22 protein-coding genes are annotated in these 19340 nt (G+C 71.6%); 11 read left to right on the plus strand and 11 right to left on the minus strand.

Annotated features, from left to right (window positions below):
- Together ACWCSD_RS25685 and ACWCSD_RS25690 are read right to left on the minus strand one after the other, a co-directional pair.
- A partial coding sequence (locus ACWCSD_RS25685) for a serine/threonine-protein kinase (protein WP_449918488.1) occupies positions 1-1084 on the minus strand: 1084 nt, incomplete at its 3' end.
- 70 nt (positions 1085-1154) lie between these two features.
- Positions 1155-1763 carry a superoxide dismutase gene (locus ACWCSD_RS25690; protein ID WP_358294459.1) on the minus strand — a complete coding sequence of 203 codons (609 nt, stop codon included), beginning with the start codon at positions 1761-1763 and terminating at the stop codon, positions 1155-1157.
- Between the two features lie 340 nt (positions 1764-2103).
- On the opposite strand from ACWCSD_RS25690, the gene ACWCSD_RS25695 reads away from it, so the two are divergent.
- Positions 2104-2775: a CHAP domain-containing protein gene (locus tag ACWCSD_RS25695; protein ID WP_397161301.1), complete on the plus strand. Its 672-nt coding sequence runs from the start codon at positions 2104-2106 to the stop codon at positions 2773-2775.
- Between the two features lie 463 nt (positions 2776-3238).
- Positions 3239-3427, plus strand: coding sequence for a DUF5999 family protein (locus ACWCSD_RS25700; RefSeq protein WP_358294619.1), 189 nt, complete (start codon positions 3239-3241; stop codon positions 3425-3427).
- A 79-nt stretch (positions 3428-3506) separates the two neighbouring features.
- Here ACWCSD_RS25700 and ACWCSD_RS25705 read toward each other — a convergent pair whose 3' ends face one another.
- Positions 3507-5156 (minus strand): fumarate hydratase, encoded by a 1650-nt coding sequence (locus tag ACWCSD_RS25705; protein WP_387677097.1) that lies wholly within the window; start codon positions 5154-5156, stop codon positions 3507-3509.
- A gap of 31 nt (positions 5157-5187) precedes the next feature.
- Positions 5188-6054 carry a DMT family transporter gene (locus tag ACWCSD_RS25710; RefSeq protein WP_387677100.1) on the minus strand — a complete coding sequence of 289 codons (867 nt, stop codon included), beginning with the start codon at positions 6052-6054 and terminating at the stop codon, positions 5188-5190.
- Between the two features lie 68 nt (positions 6055-6122).
- Here ACWCSD_RS25710 and pdxR point away from each other — a divergent pair, with 68 nt between their 5' ends.
- Both pdxR and ACWCSD_RS25720 read left to right on the plus strand, forming a co-directional pair.
- Positions 6123-7499, plus strand: a complete 1377-nt coding sequence (pdxR, locus tag ACWCSD_RS25715) for a MocR-like pyridoxine biosynthesis transcription factor PdxR (RefSeq protein ID WP_449918492.1) — start codon at positions 6123-6125, stop codon at positions 7497-7499.
- A gap of 25 nt (positions 7500-7524) precedes the next feature.
- On the plus strand, positions 7525-8463 hold the full coding sequence (locus ACWCSD_RS25720) for a Gfo/Idh/MocA family protein (RefSeq protein ID WP_449918495.1): 939 nt from the start codon (positions 7525-7527) through the stop codon (positions 8461-8463).
- Positions 8464-8476: 13 nt separating this feature from the next.
- Here the strand turns inward: ACWCSD_RS25720 and ACWCSD_RS25725 are convergent, their stop codons facing one another.
- On the minus strand, positions 8477-9640 hold the full coding sequence (locus tag ACWCSD_RS25725) for an MFS transporter (RefSeq protein WP_358294453.1): 1164 nt from the start codon (positions 9638-9640) through the stop codon (positions 8477-8479).
- A 102-nt stretch (positions 9641-9742) separates the two neighbouring features.
- Between ACWCSD_RS25725 and ACWCSD_RS25730 the strand changes: the two genes are divergently transcribed.
- On the plus strand, positions 9743-10345 hold the full coding sequence (locus ACWCSD_RS25730; protein WP_397161292.1) for a TetR/AcrR family transcriptional regulator: 603 nt from the start codon (positions 9743-9745) through the stop codon (positions 10343-10345).
- On the opposite strand, the gene ACWCSD_RS25735 is transcribed toward ACWCSD_RS25730, so the two are convergent.
- Complete coding sequence (locus ACWCSD_RS25735) at positions 10320-10982, minus strand: DUF998 domain-containing protein (protein ID WP_387677112.1); 663 nt, start codon at positions 10980-10982, stop codon at positions 10320-10322. The two genes, ACWCSD_RS25730 and ACWCSD_RS25735, sit on opposite strands and share 26 nt — an antisense overlap.
- Positions 10983-11231: 249 nt before the next feature.
- Between ACWCSD_RS25735 and ACWCSD_RS25740 the strand changes: the two genes are divergently transcribed.
- Complete coding sequence (locus ACWCSD_RS25740; RefSeq protein ID WP_387677115.1) at positions 11232-11882, plus strand: DUF1707 SHOCT-like domain-containing protein; 651 nt, start codon at positions 11232-11234, stop codon at positions 11880-11882.
- A gap of 6 nt (positions 11883-11888) precedes the next feature.
- Here ACWCSD_RS25740 and glpX read toward each other — a convergent pair whose 3' ends face one another.
- Positions 11889-12923 (minus strand): class II fructose-bisphosphatase, encoded by a 1035-nt coding sequence (glpX, locus tag ACWCSD_RS25745; RefSeq protein ID WP_352325444.1) that lies wholly within the window; start codon positions 12921-12923, stop codon positions 11889-11891.
- Positions 12924-13171: 248 nt separating this feature from the next.
- Between glpX and ACWCSD_RS25750 the strand changes: the two genes are divergently transcribed.
- The 3 genes from ACWCSD_RS25750 to ACWCSD_RS25760 are packed head-to-tail and all read left to right on the plus strand — an operon-like array spanning position 13172 to position 14586.
- The gene (locus tag ACWCSD_RS25750; protein WP_387677121.1) at positions 13172-13780 is read left to right on the plus strand and encodes a TetR/AcrR family transcriptional regulator; all 609 of its coding nucleotides are present in this window, start codon (positions 13172-13174) and stop codon (positions 13778-13780) included.
- Positions 13781-13791: 11 nt separating this feature from the next.
- Positions 13792-14322 carry a DUF4245 domain-containing protein gene (locus tag ACWCSD_RS25755; protein ID WP_358294448.1) on the plus strand — a complete coding sequence of 177 codons (531 nt, stop codon included), beginning with the start codon at positions 13792-13794 and terminating at the stop codon, positions 14320-14322.
- A 36-nt stretch (positions 14323-14358) separates the two neighbouring features.
- Positions 14359-14586 (plus strand): exodeoxyribonuclease VII small subunit, encoded by a 228-nt coding sequence (locus ACWCSD_RS25760; protein WP_352325447.1) that lies wholly within the window; start codon positions 14359-14361, stop codon positions 14584-14586.
- A gap of 4 nt (positions 14587-14590) precedes the next feature.
- Here the strand turns inward: ACWCSD_RS25760 and ACWCSD_RS25765 are convergent, their stop codons facing one another.
- Positions 14591-15004 (minus strand): nitroreductase family deazaflavin-dependent oxidoreductase, encoded by a 414-nt coding sequence (locus tag ACWCSD_RS25765; protein ID WP_397161286.1) that lies wholly within the window; start codon positions 15002-15004, stop codon positions 14591-14593.
- 83 nt (positions 15005-15087) lie between these two features.
- On the opposite strand from ACWCSD_RS25765, the gene ACWCSD_RS25770 reads away from it, so the two are divergent.
- Positions 15088-15693: a TetR/AcrR family transcriptional regulator gene (locus tag ACWCSD_RS25770; RefSeq protein ID WP_449918501.1), complete on the plus strand. Its 606-nt coding sequence runs from the start codon at positions 15088-15090 to the stop codon at positions 15691-15693.
- 6 nt (positions 15694-15699) lie between these two features.
- Here the strand turns inward: ACWCSD_RS25770 and xseA are convergent, their stop codons facing one another.
- Entirely contained in the window at positions 15700-16902 is a 1203-nt protein-coding gene (gene xseA / locus ACWCSD_RS25775; RefSeq protein WP_364337777.1) for an exodeoxyribonuclease VII large subunit, read from the minus strand.
- A 26-nt stretch (positions 16903-16928) separates the two neighbouring features.
- Positions 16929-17963, minus strand: coding sequence for a hypothetical protein (locus tag ACWCSD_RS25780; protein ID WP_449918505.1), 1035 nt, complete (start codon positions 17961-17963; stop codon positions 16929-16931).
- Between the two features lie 100 nt (positions 17964-18063).
- Here ACWCSD_RS25780 and ACWCSD_RS25785 point away from each other — a divergent pair, with 100 nt between their 5' ends.
- Complete coding sequence (locus tag ACWCSD_RS25785; RefSeq protein ID WP_387677138.1) at positions 18064-19029, plus strand: 4-hydroxy-3-methylbut-2-enyl diphosphate reductase; 966 nt, start codon at positions 18064-18066, stop codon at positions 19027-19029.
- Here the strand turns inward: ACWCSD_RS25785 and ACWCSD_RS25790 are convergent.
- Entirely contained in the window at positions 19026-19190 is a 165-nt protein-coding gene (locus ACWCSD_RS25790; RefSeq protein ID WP_449918507.1) for a hypothetical protein, read from the minus strand. The genes ACWCSD_RS25785 and ACWCSD_RS25790 overlap by 4 nt on opposite strands.
- Positions 19191-19340: the final 150 nt, after the last annotated feature.

The following is a 19340-nucleotide window of genomic DNA, read 5'->3' on the forward strand; positions in this document are numbered from 1 at the left end:
GCCAGAACCGCCGAGGAAGGAACAACTTTATCACCGCAGCCTTGAAACGGACATAAGTGGACGGACTTGGACGTGGTTCGACCCGCTTGCGGTGGACGCCCTCACCCGGCCTGCGCTCCTGGCGCGGCGGCGGGACCGACAGCGCGGCGGCGGTGGCCTCCGCCCTGTGCAGCCCGCGGTGCGCGGGCCTGCGCGCGAAAGGGGGTGAGGTGACCACGGGAACCGGGCGTACGGGCCGGCGCGGGGCCAGCGGCTCCTCCGCCGAGCCGCCCGCGGCCACCCGGGCCAGCATGAGCGAGGCCCGCACGGAGTCGAGCCGGGTCTGTGGATCGATCCTGAGCAGCGCGTCGAGCACGGGCGCCAGCGGGCCCGCCTTGCTCATCGGGATCGGCTCGCCGCTGGTCAGCGCGGCCAGCGCGGCGGCGGCCGTACGGCGGCCGTGCAGCCCCCGGCCCTCGACGGCGGTGTAGAGGGTCGCGCCGAGCGACCACAGATCGCCCGCGGGGCTGGCCTTGGAGCCGAGAACCCGTTCGGGGGCGATGTAACCGGCCGAGCCGAGCACGATGCCGGCCTGGGTGATGGAGACGTCGCCTTCGAGCGCGGCCAGGCCGAAGTCGGTGAGCACGGCGCGGTCCTCGGTCACCAGGACGTTGCTGGGCTTCACGTCGCGGTGGAGGATGCCCTTGGCGTGGACGGCCCGCAGCGCGCCGAGGATCTGCCGGCCGATCTCGGCGGCCCGGCGCGGATGGAGCGGTCCGTGCTCCTGGATGAGCTGCTCCAGGGACTTGGCCCGGAGCAGCTCCATCACGATCCAGGGACGGTCGTCCTCGGTCACGACGTCGAAGACGGTGATGACCGACGGATGGGCCACCATCGCGGTCGCCCTGCCCTCGCGCTCGGTGCGGGCGCACAACTCCGCGCGCAGCTCCTCGTCGAGGACGGTGGGCAGCCGTACTTCCTTCACCGCCACGTCGCGGTCGAGCAACTCGTCATGCGCCCGCCAAACGGTGCCCATGCCGCCGCGACCAACCGGCTCCACAAGCCGATAGCGCGCGGCGAGAAGGTAACCGGAGGGCGCACGCATGCCAGGCAGCTTACCTATTTGTGTAAACCGACCAGTAGAGGCGGGGCCGATAAATTGTTGCGAACTTAAGTCAACCCGCCTGACTCGTTACGTCAGCGAACCTCCGGGCCACATCTGCCCAGTTGACGAGGCCCCACAGTTTCTCGACGTAGTCCGGGCGCACGTTGCGGTACTGCAGATAGTAAGCGTGCTCCCACGCGTCGAACACGAGAAGCGGCGTGGTGTTCATTCCGACGTTGCCGTGGTGGTCGTAGATCTGCTCGACCACCAGCCGGCGGCTCAGCGGCTCCCAGGCCAGCACGCCCCACCCGGAGCCCTGGACCGACGCCGTGGCCGTGGTGAGCTGCTTCTGGAACGCCTCGAACGTGCCGAAATGCTCGTCGATGGCGGCCCTGAGCGCGCCGTCGGGACGGTCGCCGCCGTCGGGGGAGAGGTTCTCCCAGAAGATCGAGTGCAGGACGTGGCCGGACAGGTTGAAGGCGAAGGTCTTCTCCAGGCCCACCAGGCCGGTGAAGTCGCCGCCGTCGCGGGCCTCGGCCAGGCGGTCGAGCGTGTCGTTGGCGCCCTTGACGTAGGCCGCGTGGTGCTTGGCGTGGTGCAGCTCCAGGATCTCGCCGGTGATGGCGGGCTCCAGTGCGCCGTAGTCGTACGGCATGTCGGGAAGGGTGTAGTCGCCCATGGGGCCGTCCTCTCGAAGTAGATCTCTGGAGGACACTATTGCAACTAGTTCGCAAGTGCATCAGACTTGCGACCTAGGTCTCGCCTTGGCATCGTGGCGAGAGTCAGTTGGGTCCAGTTTGTGCGCGGACGGCATGAGCCGTCCGCGCACAGGCGTCCTGTGGGGATTTCTTGGGGTGGGAATTACCCAGGTCAGGGCGCTGTTGTACCTGTTTGTACGCGACGGCAGGGCAGCCGTGTCGAGGCGCCCCCGCAGATCTGTCGTCATCACCCATCGCAGGATTCACACCTGTGACCCGCCGTGCCTCATGCGCGGACGGTGAGCAAAGGAGCACCCCCCGATGGCCAAGCACGCCATGATGACCACGTCCCATATCGCCAAGCTCGCTCTCGGCGCGACCATCGCCGTGACCGCGCTGGGCACCACTGCCGCCGTCAGCGCCGCGACCGCGCACCGGACCGACGCCCAGACCGCCGCGCAGCGGTCGGCCGCGCAGGGTTCGGCCCAGGGCCGGGTGAACGTCACCGCCGCCCAGGTGCTGGCCACCGCCCGCGCCCAGGTCGGCACCTCCGAGGACGCCAACGGCGGCGGCACCAAGTTCCAGAAGTGGTACGCCGACTCGCAGCGCGCCGGTGAGACCGTCGCCCGCGACGGCGGCAGCCGCCAGGACTACCTGAACGCCGCCTGGTGCTCGATGTTCGTCTCCTGGGTCGGCGAGCAGACCGGCGCCCGCCCGCAGGTCGGCTGGGACGCCTACACCGTGACCCACGCCAAGTGGTTCGCCGCCAACGACCGCTGGGGCACCGAGGCCAGGCCGGGTGCCGTCGTCTTCTTCTCCTGGAGCGGCAGCAAGAGCCTGAGCGACATCCAGCACGTCGGCTTCGTCGTCAAGGACAACGGCGACGGCACGATCTCCACGATCGAGGGCAACACCGGCAACGGCAAGGTCGAGGAGCGCGTCCGGCCGACCTCGCAGGTCGTCGGCTACGGTTACCCGTCCTACGCCGCCTGACACGTCGACACAGCGCGCATTCCTGCCCGGGATGCGCGCTTTGTTGTATTACCGCACGTCAGAGCGACTGTGACGCTCGGCACACCTCTCTCCCCGATAAATGTGCATGATGCCTAGTAGGGCACTTTCCCGCGTACGGCAGGCTGATTGACAGGAACCACGGCACGCCGTCAGCAAGATGTAAGGGTGCCGAAAGGGGACGGGGGCATGGTTAGGACATGAGACCAGGCGAGAACCCGCGAGCAGCTGAAACTGTCGGTGCCGGCCCTGAGACTGGGTAGGACGCCGACGTTCCACCACTGACGACAGAAGTTGAAGGACGTGATGGAGATGCGCCAGACACAGGTTCGCCGCCGGCCGAGGAAGCCGGTCGGCGCCACCCTGGACCTTCGCACGCCGTCGGGGCGACAGTTGCCCTTTTGAACATCAGGAAGCAGGAGCGCCATCTGAGAGGTGCGCGATGATGTGCAGTCACTTTCCCGTATGCCCCAGTGCGGACTCGCCCGACCGTGAGCGTTCGCACGTGATCTCGGCCCACCCCGACCAGGGCTGGAGCCTCCTCTGCAACGGCGTGGTGCTGTTCGAGGACACGGGTCTGCTCCTGCCTGACGGCAGCGTCGTCGCCCCCCACCGAGCCGCCGTCGCGGCCTGAGACGCCCGGGGGCAACCCCCCGTCGTCCGGTGCCGAGGGGCTTCGACCGCCGCCCGGCACCCTTCGACGCGCTCGGGCCCTACCTGCGCCCGATGCTCAGCACCGGCCCGGTGCGGTCGGTGAAGAAGTCCTCACCCTTGTCGTCGACGACGATGAAGGCGGGGAAGTCCTCGACCTCGATCTTCCACACCGCTTCCATGCCCAGCTCGGGATATTCGAGCACCTCCACCTTCCTGATGCAGTCCTGGGCCAGCCGGGCCGCCGGGCCGCCGATGGAGCCCAGGTAGAAGCCGCCGAACTTCTGGCACGCCTCGGTGACCTGCCGGGACCTGTTGCCCTTGGCCAGCATGACCATCGAGCCGCCCGCCGCCTGGAAGCGCTCGACGTAGGAGTCCATGCGGCCGGCCGTGGTGGGGCCGAACGAGCCGGAGGCGTAGCCCTCGGGGGTCTTGGCCGGGCCGGCGTAGTAGACCGCGTGGTCCTTGAGGTACTGCGGCATCTCGCCGCCGTCGTCGAGCAGCTCGGCGATCTTGGCGTGCGCGATGTCGCGGGCGACGACGAGCGGGCCGGTGAGGGAGAGCCGCGTCTTGACGGGGTACTTCGTCAGCTCGGCCAGGATCTCCGGCATCGGCCGGTTGAGGTCGATGCGGACGACGTCGTCGGACAGGTGCTCGTCGGTGGTCTCCGGCAGGAAGCGGGCCGGGTCGGTCTCCAGCTTCTCCAGGAACACGCCCTCGGCCGTGATCTTGGCCAGCGCCTGGCGGTCGGCCGAGCACGACACCGCGATGGCCACCGGGCAGGACGCGCCGTGCCGGGGCAGGCGGATCACGCGCACGTCGTGGCAGAAGTACTTGCCGCCGAACTGGGCGCCGATGCCGAGCTTCTGCGTCAGCTCGAAGACCTTGGCCTCCAGCTCCAGGTCGCGGAAGCCGTGCCCGGAGGGCGAGCCCTCGGTGGGGATGGAGTCGAGGTAGCGGGCGCTGGCGTACTTGGCGGTCTTGAGCGCGAACTCGGCGGAGGTGCCGCCCACCACCACGGCCAGGTGGTACGGCGGGCAGGCCGCGGTGCCCAGCGAGCGGATCTTCTCCTCCAGGAAGGCCAGCATGCGCTTCTCGTTGAGCACCGCCTTGGTCTCCTGGTAGAGGAACGACTTGTTGGCCGAGCCGCCGCCCTTGGCCATGAACAGCAGCTTGTACTCGTCGGCGTGGCCGTGGGGGTCCTCGGCGTAGAGCTCGATCTGGGCGGGCAGGTTGCTGCCGGTGTTCTTCTCCTCCCACATGGTCAGCGGGGCCATCTGGGAGTAGCGCAGGTTGAGCTTGGTGTAGGCGTCGTACACGCCCTTCGAGATGTGCTCGGCGTCGCGGCCGTCGGTCAGCACGTGGCGGCCGCGCTTGCCCATGACGATGGCGGTGCCGGTGTCCTGGCACATCGGCAGCACGCCGCCGGCCGAGATCGAGGCGTTCTTCAGCAGGTCGAGGGCGACGAACCGGTCGTTCCCACTGGACTCGGGGTCATCGACGATCTTGCGCAGCTGCGCCAGGTGCGACGTGCGCAGGAAGTGGGAGATGTCGTGGACCGCGGTCTCGGTGAGCAGCCGCAGGGCCTCGGGGTCGACCTCCAGGAACGTACGCCCGGCCGCTTCGACCTTCCGCACCCCCTCCGACGTGATCAGCCGGTACTCGGTCTCATCGGCGCCCAGGGGAAGCAGATCGGTGTAGTCGAAGTCCATGTCCATAGAGGGTACGCCCCCCGTCAGGTGGTCATCCCGGGGCCGGCACGGGCTCCGGCGAGCGCCGCGCGGTGAGCCCCACCAGGATGCCGACGATCACCAGACCGGCCCCCGCCAGGTCGTAGACGCTCGGCGTCGCGATGCCGAGCGCGAGCCCCGTCACGATCGCGCCGACCGGGATGAGCCCGGCGAACAGCCCGGCCGTCCCGGGGCCGAGCCTGGGCAGCGAGGTGTACCAGAGGAAGAAGGCCACGACCGTGACCACGACCGCCAGGTACACGAAGCCCAGCGTCTCGGCCGCGGTCGGCGTCCTGAACATGGCCGAGCCCTCCTGGACCAGGCCGACCACGGCCAGCATGGGCACGGCCAGCGCCGTCGAGTACGCCGACACCCGGATCGCCCCCAGCTTCGGCAGCAGGGGGATGGCCAGCATGGAGAAGCTCACCTCGCCCGCCAGCGCCCCGAGCGCCCACAGCAGGCCGGTCGGGTTCCCGCTGCCCAGTCCGGTCGCCAGCGTCGCGCCGGCCACCACCACCGACGCCCCCACCAGCAGCCGCGGCGCCGGACGCCCGCCGGCCAGCGCCAGCGCCAGCGGCACGGTGCCGAGGACGGTGCCCACCAGCGCCGGCCCCGAGGCCCGGGTGGACTCGACGACGCAGATGTTGAAGACCACCAGCCCGAGCAGGGTGAGCCCGCCCAGGTACAGGGTCTCCCGCCCGGTCAGCCGGACGAACCGCAGGCCGAGCGCCCTGGTGACGACCAGCAGGATGACCGCCGCGGCGAGGTAGCGCACGGCCTGGCCGCCGTACACGGGATAGGAGCCGATCAGGCCGGACACTCCGGCCAGGGTGCCCACCAGGAACATGGCGGTGGCGGCTCCGGCGATTCCGTTTCTCATGTGCAGGATCGTAGGGAGACAATGGTTCGGGCAAACAGTCCAATAGGCCGCTATATGACAGGACCAATATGGCCGACCTGCACATCCAGATCAATCGGGATGCGGGAGGGATCGCTGGGCAGATCGCGGCCGAGCTGCGCGAGGGCGTGCGCCTCGGGCGGCTCGTGCCCGGCACCCGCCTGCCCGCCACCCGCGACCTCGCCGCCGACCTCCAGGTCTCCAGGGGCGTGGTGGTGGAGGCGTACGAGCAACTGGTGGCCGAGGGGTTCCTGGTCTCGCGGGTGGGGGCCGGGACGGAGGTGGCCCCGCTGGGCGCCGTCCGGTCCGCCCGTCCGTGGCCGGTGGCCGACGGCGGCGCCTGCGGACCGTACCAGGGGCACCGGGCCACGTCCCCCGACCTGGGGCACTTTCCCCGGGAGCGGTGGTCGGCGGCCGTCCGGCACGTGCTGGCCACCGTGCCGTCCGACGCGCTCGACTACGGCGACCCAGGCGGCGTGCCGGAGCTGCGCGAGGAGCTGGCCGGTTACCTGCGGCGGGTCAGGGCGGCCGACGTCCATCCCGACAATCTGGTCGTCGTGGGCGGTGTGGCGCAGGGGCTGAGCCTGGCGCTGCACGTCCTGGCCCGGCGCGGCGGCCTGCGCCTGATCGTCGAGGACCCCACCAGCCGCCGCCAGGTCCCGCTGCTGGAACGGGCCGGGGCCTGCCTGGTGCCGGTGCCCGTGGGCTGCGAGGGCCTGGTCACCGGCGCCATGGAGGGCGAGGCGGCGCTGGTCACGCCCGCACACCAGTACCCGACGGGCGTCGTGCTCTCCCCGGCCAGGCGGGCCGCGCTCATGGAATGGGCCTGCGCGGGCGACCGGACGATCCTGGAGGACGACTACGACGCCGAGTTCCGCTACGACCGCGACCCGGTCGGCTGCCTCCAGGGGCTGGCCCCCGACCGGGTGATCCTGACCGGCAGCGTCAGCAAGTCGCTCGCGCCCGGCCTGCGGCTCGGCTGGGTCGCCGCGCCCGCCCACCTGGCCGAGGCGATCCGCCGCGCCCGGAGCGAGCTCGACCTGGGCTCCCCGGTCATCGAGCAGTACGCGCTGGCCCACTTCCTGCGCACCGGCGGCTACGACAAACACCTGCGGCGCATGCGCAGGGAGTACCGCCGCCGCCGGGACGCCCTGGTCAGGGCGCTGGCCGAGGAGCTGCCGGAGATCCGCGTCCGGGGCATCCAGGCCGGGCTGCACGTCTACCTCGACCTGCCGGACGGCTGGGACGAGCTGCGGGTCGTCCGCGCGGCCGAGGAGGCCGGCCTGGCCGCCGAGCCGGTCGCGCCGATGCGGTTCTCGCCCGGCCCGCCGGCGGTCGTGGTCGGGTTCGCCCGGCTGCCGGTGCATCAGGCGGCAGAGGCCGTACAAGGCTTAAAAGTCCGCATGTCCGGACATATCAAGGACTGAGGCGGAAAGCAGCATTGGAGGCGGCATGCGGGTGGGACTGCTGGGCCTGGGCCGGATCGGCGCGTTCCACGCGGCGAACCTGGCCGCGCACCCCCTGGTCGACGAGCTGATCGTGGCCGACCCGGTCAGGACCTCGCCGTACGGCAGGCCGGGGGACCCGTTCGGGGCCGACGCCGTGGTCATCGCCACGCCGACGAGCACGCACGCCGAGCTGCTGATCAGAGCGTGCGAGCGGGGCGTTCCCGTCCTGTGCGAGAAGCCGGTGGCGGGCACGGTCGCCGAGACGGTCAAGGTGCTGGAGGCGAGCGCGGGCCGGCGGGTGTGCATCGGGTTCCAGCGCAGGTTCGACCCCGGCTACCAGGCCGCCCGCGCGGCGCTGCGGGCCGGCGAGCTGGGCGAGCTGCACCGCGTCCACCTGGTGACGGCCGATCCCGCGCCGCCGCCCGCCGGGTACGTCCCGCTGTCCGGCGGCCTCTTCCGCGACTGCCACGTCCACGACTTCGACGTTCTGCGCTGGGTGACCGGGCGCGAGGTCGTCTCCGTCCACGCCGCCGGCGCGAACCGGGGGGCGGCGTTCTTCAAGGAGGCCGGCGACGTGGACAACAGCGCCGCGCTGCTCACCCTCGACGACGGCACGCTGGCCACCCTCCAGGGCTCCCGCTACAACGGCGCCGGCTACGACGTGCGCATGGAGCTGGCCGGCACGAAGGGCACCCAGGTGGCCGGGCTCGGGCCGCGCGCCCCGCTGCGCAGCGCCGAGGGCCTGCAGCCGCCCGGGCCGCCCTGGCCCGACTTCGTCGCCAGGTTCGGCCCCGCCTACGCGGCCGAGATCGACGCCTTTCTGCGCGGCGGCGAGGGCCTGTGCTCGGTCGAGGACGCCCTGGCCGCCCTGTACGTCGCCGAGGCCGCCGACCTGTCGCTGCGCGAAGCGCGTCCCGTCCAGGTGGCTGAGGTGCGCGGCTGAGGAGGCTCGCGGATCACGCCTGCGCGGCGGCCCGCCGGGGCGCGAAGCCCGGCGCGAGCGCGATGATCACGCCGGCCAGCAGCAGCGGCGCGACGAACGCCACCCGCCAGTCCGTGGCGTCGGCGATGCCGCCGATCAGCGCGGCTCCCACGATGAAGCCCACGTAGTTGAAGAGGTTCACCCGGGCGATGGCCACCCCGGTGCCCGCCGGGTCCAGCTTGCCCGCCGCCGAGAACGACTGCGGCGCGACGACCGACAACCCCAGCCCGGTCAGCCCGAACGCGACGATCGCCAGCGGCTGGTTCGGGGCCACCACGACGCCGAGGAAGCCCAGCGTGGCCAGCGCGCCGCCGAGCCGGACGATGGCGGCCGGGCCGTAGCGGCGGACCGCTACGTCGCCGGCGAGCCGCACCGCCAGCGTCGCGCCCTGGTAGACGCTGTAGGCCAGCTTCGCCACGCTGTCCTGGGCCAGCAGGGCCTTGCCCATGAAGACGGTCGCGAAGTTCGACACCGCCGCGTCGCCGATGTAGAGGAAGCCCATCGCCAGGCAGAGCGGGATGATCGGCCGCCAGGGAAACTTGCCGGTCGCGGCCTCGACGACGTTCTCGACCTTCTCCTCGGCGATCGTGCACAGCTTCGGCCCGGCGTAGATCGACCCGGCCACCGCCAGGACCATGGGGATCGCCATCGTGACCGCCAGCGAGACCCGGCCGGCCGCGAACACCGCCCACAGGGCCCCGGCCAGGCTGAGGACGCTCCACACGCTGTGGAAGCCGTTCAGCACGGCGGTGCCGTACCGGCGTTCGACGGCCACGCCCTGCATGTTCATGCCCGCGTCCACCGCGCCGACCGCCAGGCCGAACAGCAGCAGCGCGGGCACGGCCAGCGGCACCGAGGGCGCGAGGCCGGTGAGCACCACGGCGAGCGCCACCGCGGGCTGCGCGACCCGCAGGAGCAGCTTGCTGCCGTACCGGGCGGCGAACGTGCCCGCGCCGACGCTGCCCACGCCGGCGAAGACGGGCACGATCAGCAGCAGGAGCGTGAGCGCCCCGTCGGTGAGCTCCAGCTCGGTCTGGAGACTGGCCACCTGGACGAGCAGGGTGGCGAAGGAGAGGCCCTGCACGCCGTACACGACGTACGTGGCGGTACGGGCCTGACGATCACGCGGGGACGGCACGACGGCCTCCTGATCGGGGGGGAATCAAACGTGAGGCGGAGTCAGGTTAGCGGCTGCTCAGGGCCGTACGCCAGGGTCGGATCCGGCGGATAGGGTGCCTGGGTGAGACGGGGCTACGCGACCGGCGAGGCGCGCAAGGAGCGCATCCTGGCGGTCGCGCTGCTGGAGTTCGCCGAGCACGGCTACCGCGGCGCCTCGCTGGCCCGCATCGCCGAGCGGGTCGAGCTCTCCCAGGCCGGGCTGCTCCACCACTTCAGGAGCAAAGAGCGTCTGCTCGTCGCGGTGCTCGACTACCGCGACGAGCTCGACCGGCGCAGGTTCGGGCCAGGGCACGACGGCCACGACGGCGGCGCCGCCGCGCTGCGCGCCCTGGCCGACGTCGTCGACCACAACGCGCGGGTGCCGGGCCTCGTCCAGCTCTTCTCGGTGATCAGCGGCGAGGCGGTGACCCCCGGTCACCCCGGCCACGAGTGGGCCAGGCGGCGCTACCGGCGGCTGCGCGCCGACGTGGCCGCCGCGCTGCGCGCCGGCGTCGAGCGCGGCGAGTTCCGGGCCGGCCTCGACGCCGAGGCCCACGCCGACCGCCTGATCGCGATGATGGACGGCCTGCAGACCCAGTGGCTGATCGACCCCGGCCAGGTGGACATGGCGGCCGTCTTCCGCGGTTACGTGGAGGACCTCATCGCCGCTCTACGGCCCGCCTGACCGCCCGCACGGGCTCGGCCTCCGCCAGCCGTCCTGCCGCCCACACCCCGAGGGCCAGCAACGCGGCCACCTCGGTCACCGCCAGCCCCCGTTCGACCAGGCCGAGGGGCATGACGCGGTACCACGGCAGCCCGTGGCGGGCGCCGATCAGCACCGCCGCGCCGATGCCCACGACCCACAGCGCCGAGCACACCCCCAGCCCGAACGCCACCATCGCCGACCTGCGGCGTTCCCGCTGCCGCCAGGGCCGGGCGATGACCAGCGCGGCGAGCGGCAGGCTGAGGAAGGCCACGAAACTGCCGACCCGGTGGATGCTGCCGCTCGTGCTCGGCCCGACCGCCCAGTCGTGCTTCTGGAACGACGCCGTCAGCAGCAGCCCCACGCTCCAGGCCATGAGCGCGACCGTGCCGACCGCCCCGGCCAGCCGCTTGCGCGCCAGCGAGACGCCGATGGCCGCCGACCCGGCCGCGAGCAGCCCCACGGCGAGCCCGAAGATCCACCCTTCGGGGCCGAGGCCGTGCTCGCTGATCGTGCGCCTGAACGGGTTCGTCTCGTCGAGGCTGGTCAGATCCAGGCCCGCGATCACGGCGATGCCCACCCCCGCCGCACCGAGCCCCCATCGCGCCGGTTGGTGCACGCCCGCCTCCCGGGATCAGCGGTCAGAAGCCTGTCGCGTGGATCAACGGCGGGAAACGCCGGACGATTCCGGCGCACAGGCATCGGCACGCCGACCGGACGATTCCGGCGCACGGTCACCGGCACGCCGAGGCGAACGGAGAGCCAGGTCGGGAGATCGGCGCGTTGCTCGGGTGGATTCGCCGATGTGCGCCCTGTTGGTCCGCTCTTGGGCGAGCGAATACCCGGGCCGCCGGATATCGTCAGAAGTGTGAACGAACGCGCGGGATCGTGGTTGCCGAAGCTGCAGGAAGTCGGAGAGCGGCTTGCTGAGGAGTTCGTGACGTCCCGGCGCGCACCGGCCGCGCCCGGCCTGCCGCAGCCGCACGAGCTGCGCGCCTCCGACGCCGACCGAGAACGCATCGCGCAGGTGCTCCAGGACGCCCACGCCGACGGTCGGCTCGACCTCGTCGAACTGGAGGAGCGGCTCGGCGTCGTCTACTCCGCGCGCACGCTCGGCGACCTCGCCGGGCTCACCGCCGACCTGCTCCCGGCCGAGGAGCAGCCGCTGAACCTCGACGGCCGGCCGGTGTCGGCCATCTTCAAGAAGGAGCAGCGCGGCGGGCGCTGGGTGGTGCCCGCCGAGCTCGACGTCACGGCCATGTTCGGCACGACCAAGCTGGACTTCCGCGACGCGATCCTGCAGAACAGCCGGATCGTCATCAACGCCACCCTGGTCTTCGGCGGCCTGGAGATCCACGTGCCGGAGGACCTTGAGGTGATCAGGGTCGCCAAGGGGGAGACCGTCCGCCTGACCAGGCAGCCGGTCGAGCCCGGCGGGCCCGTGGTCGAGGTGCGCACCACGAACTTCGCCGGCGACATCAAGATCAAGGAACCGCCCAGGCGCAGACGCCGCCGCTGAGGCGGGTCAGCCGGCCGTGTCGAAGTTGATCGCGCTGTAGGCGCGCAGCTTCCAGAGCTGGTGCTCGCTCTCGATCTTCCTGATGGTCCCCGACCGGCCGCGCATCACCAGCGAGCTGGTCACCGCCGCGCCCGACCTGAACCGCACGCCCTGCATCAGCTCGCCCTGGGTGATGCCGGTCGCGGCGAAGAACACGTCGTCCGACCTGACCAGGTCGTTCGTGGTGAGCACCTGGCTGAGGTCGTGCCCGGCGTCGACGGCCTTGGCGCGCTCGGCGTCGTCGCGCGGCCACAGCCGGCCCTGGATCACGCCGCCCAGGCACTTCAGCGCGCACGCGGCCACGATGCCCTCGGGCGTGCCGCCGATGCCCAGCATCAGGTCGATGCCGGTGCCCGCGCGAGCCGCCATGATCGCGCCGGCCACGTCGCCGTCGACGATGAACTTGATCCGCGCGCCCGTCTCCCTGATCTCCTTGACCAGCTTCTCGTGCCGCGGCCGGTCCAGCACGACCACCGTGACGTCGGACGGCGAGCAGTGCTTGGCCCTGGCCACGGCGTTGATGTTGTCGGCCACCGACGCCTCGATGTTCACCACGTCGGCCGCCTCCGGCCCGGTGACCAGCTTCTCCATGTAGAACACCGCGGACGGGTCGTACATCGAGCCGCGCTCGCTCACCGCGATCACCGACACCGCGTCCGGCATGCCGAGCGCCGTCAGCCTGGTCCCGTCGATCGGGTCCACCGCCACGTCGCAGTCGGGGCCGCTGCCGTCGCCGACGCGCTCGCCGTTGTACAACATCGGGGCGTGGTCCTTCTCGCCCTCCCCGATGACCACCACGCCGTTCATCGACACCGTGTTGATCAGCTGGCGCATGGCGTTGACCGCCGCGCCGTCGGCGCCGTTCTTGTCGCCGCGGCCCACCCAGCGGGCCGCGGCCATGGCGGCCGCCTCCGTCACGCGTACCAGCTCCATCGCCAGGTTGCGGTCGGGGGCGTGCTCGCCCGTCGCGAGCGCTGCCGGTACCGACGTCTGATCGGACATGATGAGCCTCCTCGTTGAGAACTCTCTCGATCGTAGTTGCCGGTCTATTCCCGGTCAGAGGGGGATAATCTGCCCAGTCCGGCTCAGCTCTCTGCACAAGGGCCGCCACGCGATGGTCAGGGACCGGCGAAAAGGGATATCTATATGGGTGCCCCGCATGACGGAGACCGGATTTTGCGCCATATCGCGTGCGCGTAGGAGATCTCGCCTCCACCATGGACATGCGCCCCCGCCGTGGAGGAGATCGAATGAGCGAAGTGGAACACGCGGTGACCCAGCCTCGCACGTCCGAGCGGGGGGCTGCGACGCGGAGCTCGCTGCTGGCCGCCGCGCGGGAGGTCTTCGTCTCCAAGGGGTTCGCCGAGGCCGGCGTGACGGACGTCGTCGCCAGGGCCGACGCCAGCGTGGGCAGCCTCTACCACCATTTCTCCGGCAAGGCCGACCTCTATCTCACGTTGTGGGAGGAATGGCAGGCCCGCCAGGCCCAGCGCACCAAGCAGGCCGCCCGTACGGCCCGCGCCGCCGCCGAGGGCGACCCCATGCGGGTGTTCATCGACGCCGCCCGCGCCTACCTCGAAGGCTGCCTGGAGGAACGCGAGCTGGCCGCCCTGTTCCTGCGCGGCGACGGCCCGCCCGGCTTCGAGGTGGTCATGCGCGACCGGCTGCGCACGTGGGCCCAGCGCAACGCCGCCCTGTTCGAGGACGAGCCCGCGCTCGTCGTCGTGGTCACCGGCGCCCTGGCCGCGGCCGTCAGCGAGATCGTCTTCTCCGGCGACCGCGCGATGGTCGACGACGTGCTGGCGATCATCGGCCAGATCAGGCCCGCCGCTTCGGCGACCGCACCCTCCAGCGGGTAACCTCGCCAAGTGTGCGACGGTTCAGCCAAAGTTTCTACGGCTACGCGGTAGCCCTCTTCGTGTGCCTGGCGGGCGTGGGGCTCTTCATGCTCGTCGCCCCGCAGAGCCGTGAGGAGCACATCCCGCGGCTCGACTACTCCATCACCGTCGCCAACTTCGGGCACGACGTGCCCTACCAGGTGTGGTCCCCGCAGAAGGACCCGGCGGGCTGGGTGCCCAACAGCAACAGGATCGCCAAGGGCGAGAACGGCGCTCAGGTGCTCTACCTGGGCTACGCCACCGCCGAGCGGCAGCACGCCATGTTCGCCCAGAGCGACGAGAAGCCGGCCGCCGAGTTCGCCAACCGCATGACCGGCATCGCCAAGCCGTCCGGCAGCCAGCAGGTGGGCGGGGTGACGTGGGAGAGGCGTTTCCGCGAGGACAAGAACCAGCGCTCGCTCGTGCGGGTGCTCCCCGACGTCACCCTCGTCATCACCGGCACGGCCGACTGGCCCGAGCTGACCGAGCTGGCCGGGCTCCTGCAGCAGCGCGCCAAGGGATGACGCTGGCCGGGCGCGGCGGCGTCTAGGGTGGTGGCCGTGGCAGACGAGAAGACACCTTCGTACGAGCAGGCCCGCGAGGAGCTGACCGAGGTGGTGCGCCGCCTGGAGACGGGCGGGCTCACCCTGGAGCAGTCGATCGAGCTCTGGGAGCGCGGCGAGCGGCTCGCGGCCGTCTGCGAGGAGTGGCTGCAGGGCGCCCGGGTCAAGCTCGCCGCCGCCATGGCGAGGCGCTCGGAGCCGGGCGCCGACGACGCCCCCTTCTGATCCGTCAGGAGGCGGTGCGGTTGAGCGCCACCACGGGGATGCGGCGGCTGGTCTTGGCCTCGTACTCCGCGAAGCCGGGGGCGATCTCGACCATGCGGGCGTAGAGCCGGTCGCGCTCGTCGCCCTCGACGAACTCCGCCTTCACCTCGAACGTCTCGGTGCCGACCTCGGCGGTCGCCGCGGGGTTGGCGCGCAGGTTGTGGTACCAGGCCGGGTGGTTGTCGGCGCCCGCGTTGGAGGCGATGATCACGTAGCGGTCGCCGTCGGCCAGGTACATCACCGGCGTGGTCGTCGGCTTGCCGCTCTTGGCGCCCGTCGTGGTGAGCAGCACCAGCGACGCGCCCTCGAACGGGCCGCCCACCCGGCCCTCGTTGGCCCGGAATTCGTCAATGACCTGCTGGTTGAACGAGTTGGTCATCCTCAGCTCCTCATAATCGGAGAGTTCTCCGATTCGGAGAATACCGGAGAGCTCTCCGTTCACAAGGGGGTTATGCTCCAGGCGTGTGCGCACGTCCCCTGCTGCCCGTCGTCGGGCAGGCCCAGCCCGAGCGGGCCGACGCCGCGCGCAACCGCCGGAAGATCATCGAGGTGGCCGCCGCGATGATCGCCGAGCGCGGCGCCGACGAGCTCTCGCTCGACGAGGTGGCCAAGGCCGCCTGCGTCGGGGTGGGCACCGTCTACCGGCGCTTCGGCGACCGCGCGGGGCTCGTCCTCGCGCTGATCGACGAGCGGGAGCGGCGCTTCCAGGCGGCGTTCCTGAGCGGCCCGCCGCCGCTCGGGCCCGGCGCGCCGCCGGCCGAGCGGGTCACGGCGTTCCTGCACGCGCTGGTCGATCGCATCGTCGAGCAGCAGGACCTGTTCCTGCTGCTGGAGAACGGGCCGGGCAAGGTGCGCTACAGCGGGCCGTACAAGGTGCATCAGGTGCATCTGGCTAGCCTGCTCGCCGCGGCCCGGCCGGGGGCTCACGCCGCCTACCTGGCCGACGCGCTGCTCGCGCCGGTCACCGCCTGGCTGATCAAGTTCCAGCGGGAGGAGCGCGGCATGACGGTGGAGGACGTCAAGGCCGGCCTCGCCGACCTGGCCGCCGCCGTCGTGCGGGGGTCCTAGTCCGCCCTAGTCCTCCGTACGGACCGTGAGCCGGTCGTCGCTCAGCCTGATCGTCAGCGGGGAGCCCGGCGGCACGTCCTTGGCCAGGCGCACGACCTCGCCCGACGGATGTTGCACGATCGCGTAGCCGCGCTCCAGCGTGGCCGCGGGCGACAACGCGACCAGGCGGGCCCGCAGGTGCGTGAGGTCGTCGGCGGCCCGGTCGAGCGAGCCGGTCAGCGACCGCCTGGCCCGCTCCCGCAGCGCGTCGACCTGCTCGGCCCGGCGTTCGAGCTCGCGCACCGGATCGGCCAGCGACGGCCGCGAGCGCACCGACGTCAGCCAGGACATCTCGCGGTCGAGCCAGCCGTTGAGCACCCGCCGCCCGCGGTCGCGCAGCTGGCGGATCAGCGCGAGCTGCTCGCCCACGTCGGGGACGACCTTCTTGGCGGCGTCGGTGGGCGTGGAGGCGCGTACGTCGGCCACCAGGTCGAGCAGCGGGCTGTCCTGCTCGTGGCCGATCGCGCTGACCACGGGGGTGCGGCAGGCGGCCACCGCGCGCACGAGCGTCTCGTCGGAGAAGGGCAGCAGGTCCTCCAGCGAACCGCCGCCGCGGGCCACCACGATCACCTCGACCTCGGGGTCGGCGTCGAGCTTGCGCAGCGCCTCGGTGACCTCCCCGACCGCGTACGGCCCCTGGACGGCCACCTCCTCCACCTTGAACCGCACGGCCGGCCAGCGGCGGCGGGCGTTCTCCAGCACGTCGCGCTCGGCGGCCGAGTCGCGCCCGCAGACGAGCCCGATCGTGCCCGGCAGGAACGGCAGCCGCCGCTTCCTGTCGGCGTTGAACAGCCCCTCGGTGGCCAGCAGCCGGCGCAGCCGCTCCAGCCTGGCCAGCAGTTCGCCCACGCCGACCGGCCGGATCTCCATCGCCGTGAAGGCGAACGAGCCCTTGTTGACCCAGAAGTCCGGCTTGACGTGCACCACGACCCGCGCGCCGTCGGAGGGACGCGGCTCGGCGGCCTCGTAGACGCCGCGCGGAGCCGTGACCCGGGCCGAGACGTTGGCCACCGGGTCACGCAGGGTCAGGAACACCGTGCCGCCGCGCGCGCTCAGATCGGTGATCTGGCCCTCGACCCACACCGTGCCGAGTCTGCCGATCCAGCCGCCCACCATCTGCAGGACCGTGCGGATCGGCAGGGGAGACTCGGGTGTGGTCTTCGAGGTCATGGCGGAAGACTACGGGTTCGCTACGACTACTCCCCGGTCTGCAGCTTGGCCAGCCGGTTCTCGAACATGCGGACGACCTCGTCGCGGGCCTGGGTGGCGCGCTCGTAGGCGAGGTAGTCGCCGATCTGCTCGGCGGACTTGCCGCGCATCCTGGCCCGCAGCGAGGCCACGGTCAGCTCGGAGTAGCCGGGCAGCGGCTCGGCCAGGTCGTCCGGGACGACCTTGGGCTCCGCCACGGGGGCGACCGGCTCGGTGACGGCCTCCGCGGCGGCCTTGAGCACGCCGTCCTGGGGCGCGGCGGCGGCCGCGGGCTCCTCGGTGACCTCGGTGACGGCGGCGGGCTCGGCGGCGGCCTTGGCGGCCTTCGTCGCCTTCGCGGGCTTGGCCGGCTTGGCGGTCGTGGTGGTCGCGGCGGCCTTCGTGCTCTTGGCGGTCTTCGTGGCCTTGGCGGCCCTGGCGGGCTTCGCGGCGGGCTCGGCCTCCGTCGGCGCCTTGGCCTTGACCTCGGCCTCTGCGGGCGCCTCCACCTCCGCCTTGACCTCGGCCTTGGCCGGCGCGTCGGCCTTCGCCGGGGCCTCCGTCTCGGCGGCGGCTTCCGGCTCGGGCTCGGACGTCGCCTTGGAGCCGGTCGACGGCTTGGGCTCGGTCGTCGTCTTCGGCTCGGTCTCCGGCTTGGGCTCGGTCTCCGGCTTGGCGGCGGTCTTGCCCGCGGGGGCGAAGATGACCGGGTCCGGCTTGCTCTTGGCCGACCCGTTGGGCGCGGCCTCCGGGCGCGGCGTGAAGATGACCGGCTCCTTGCGCGCCGGCTTCTCCTCCTCGGCCGGGGGAGCGGCGACCTGCGCGGCGGCGGAGGGACGGGACTCCTGCTCCTCCTCCTGCTCCTCCTTCGTGCCGAGCCCCTTGATGGAGTTCTTCACCCGGTCCACCACAAGCAGCGCCTGCCCGGCCGCGCTGAGCGTGGTCTGGACGACGAGCAGCGGCAGATCCTTGGCCTTCTCCTTGAGTTCGTCCTTGTTGGTAACGGTTCTGGCGATGTTGCGTATCACGTCGCTGAGGGACATGACGTCTCCCTGGGAGGTCTGTATTGGACGGCCAGTCTGGCAAACGGCGGGCGACCACGCACGCGCAGCCCTGATGGCCGCTCCACGTAGCATAAGAAGTATGGAGCCCCAGACCCCCACTTCCCGCCGAGTACTCGTAGCCAAGCCGCGCGGCTACTGTGCCGGAGTCGATCGAGCCGTGGTAGCGGTCGAGAAGGCTTTGGAGCAGTACGGCGCGCCGGTCTACGTCCGCAAGCAGATCGTGCACAACACCCACGTCGTCAAGACGCTGGAGGCCAGGGGCGCCATCTTCGTCGAGGAGACCGAGGAGGTGCCCGAGGGCGAGATCGTGGTGTTCTCGGCCCACGGCGTCTCGCCGGCCGTGCACGAGGAGGCCAGGCAGCGGGGCCTGCGCACCATCGACGCCACCTGCCCGCTGGTCACCAAGGTGCACAACGAGGCCAAGCGGTTCGCCGCCCAGGACTACGACATCCTGCTCATCGGGCACGAAGGCCACGAAGAGGTCGAGGGCACCTCGGGCGAGGCCCCCGACCACATCCAGCTCGTCGACGGCCTCGACTCGGTCGAGAAGGTCCAGGTGAAGGACCCCGACAAGCTCGTGTGGCTGTCGCAGACCACCCTGTCGGTCGACGAGACCACCGAGACGGTCGCCCGCCTCAAGGAGCGCTTCCCCACCCTGATCGACCCGCCGAGCGACGACATCTGCTACGCCACCCAGAACCGGCAGGTCGCGGTGAAGGAGATCGCCGCCGAGGCCCAGCTCGTGATCGTGGTCGGGTCGGAGAACTCGTCCAACTCCAAGCGCCTGGTCGAGGTGGCCAAGGACTACGGCGCCGAGGCCGCGTACCTGGTGGACAACGCCGGCTTCATCCAGGACGAATGGCTCGACGGCGTCACCACGGTCGGCGTGACCAGCGGCGCGTCGGTGCCGGAGGAGCTGGTCGACGAGGTGCTCGCGCGGCTGGCCGGGCACGGCTTCGGCGACGTGCGCGAGGTCGAGTCGGTGCCGGAGAGCATGCGCTTCGCGCTCCCGCACGAGCTGCGCAAGGACCTTCGCGCCGGCTAGTCGTCGCCGCGCGGGGTGCCGTAGACCTTGGGCTCGAAGTAGCCCTCCGGCTCGGGCACGAACGGCTGGCGCGGGCGCGGCACCTCCGCGCCCGCCTTCAGCTCCTCGCGCAGCTCCCGCACGTTGTCGCGCAGGCCGCGCCGCCAGGCGACGGCCAGCACGACCGCCGAGCCGGCGAACAGCCAGGGGGCGCCGCGGGTCAGCGAGCCGTACAGGGTCGGCCCGGTAGGTGCCGGTGTTCACGATCTCGCCGGGCGTCATGGCGTCGAGCCTGCCCAGCAGCTTGCGCAGCCCCTTGGGCGGGATCGGCT

It is taken from the genome of Nonomuraea sp. NPDC001684, from assembly GCF_053596515.1.

What these genes read in the sequence shown, in the direction of transcription:
- ACWCSD_RS25690 (WP_358294459.1), bottom strand. Translation starts at nt 1,763, where the DNA reads ATGGGCGACTACACCCTTCCCGACATGCCGTACGACTACGGCGCACTG.
- xseA (WP_364337777.1), bottom strand. Translation starts at nt 16,902, where the DNA reads ATGACCTCGAAGACCACACCCGAGTCTCCCCTGCCGATCCGCACGGTC.
- ACWCSD_RS25695 (WP_397161301.1), top strand. Translation starts at nt 2,104, where the DNA reads ATGGCCAAGCACGCCATGATGACCACGTCCCATATCGCCAAGCTCGCT.
- ACWCSD_RS25720 (WP_449918495.1), top strand. Translation starts at nt 7,525, where the DNA reads ATGCGGGTGGGACTGCTGGGCCTGGGCCGGATCGGCGCGTTCCACGCG.
- ACWCSD_RS25785 (WP_387677138.1), top strand. Translation starts at nt 18,064, where the DNA reads ATGGAGCCCCAGACCCCCACTTCCCGCCGAGTACTCGTAGCCAAGCCG.
- ACWCSD_RS25750 (WP_387677121.1), top strand. Translation starts at nt 13,172, where the DNA reads ATGAGCGAAGTGGAACACGCGGTGACCCAGCCTCGCACGTCCGAGCGG.
- ACWCSD_RS25765 (WP_397161286.1), bottom strand. Translation starts at nt 15,004, where the DNA reads ATGACCAACTCGTTCAACCAGCAGGTCATTGACGAATTCCGGGCCAAC.
- ACWCSD_RS25705 (WP_387677097.1), bottom strand. Translation starts at nt 5,156, where the DNA reads ATGGACTTCGACTACACCGATCTGCTTCCCCTGGGCGCCGATGAGACC.
- ACWCSD_RS25710 (WP_387677100.1), bottom strand. Translation starts at nt 6,054, where the DNA reads ATGAGAAACGGAATCGCCGGAGCCGCCACCGCCATGTTCCTGGTGGGC.
- pdxR (WP_449918492.1), top strand. Translation starts at nt 6,123, where the DNA reads ATGGCCGACCTGCACATCCAGATCAATCGGGATGCGGGAGGGATCGCT.
- ACWCSD_RS25780 (WP_449918505.1), bottom strand. Translation starts at nt 17,963, where the DNA reads ATGTCCCTCAGCGACGTGATACGCAACATCGCCAGAACCGTTACCAAC.
- glpX (WP_352325444.1), bottom strand. Translation starts at nt 12,923, where the DNA reads ATGTCCGATCAGACGTCGGTACCGGCAGCGCTCGCGACGGGCGAGCAC.
- ACWCSD_RS25700 (WP_358294619.1), top strand. Translation starts at nt 3,239, where the DNA reads ATGTGCAGTCACTTTCCCGTATGCCCCAGTGCGGACTCGCCCGACCGT.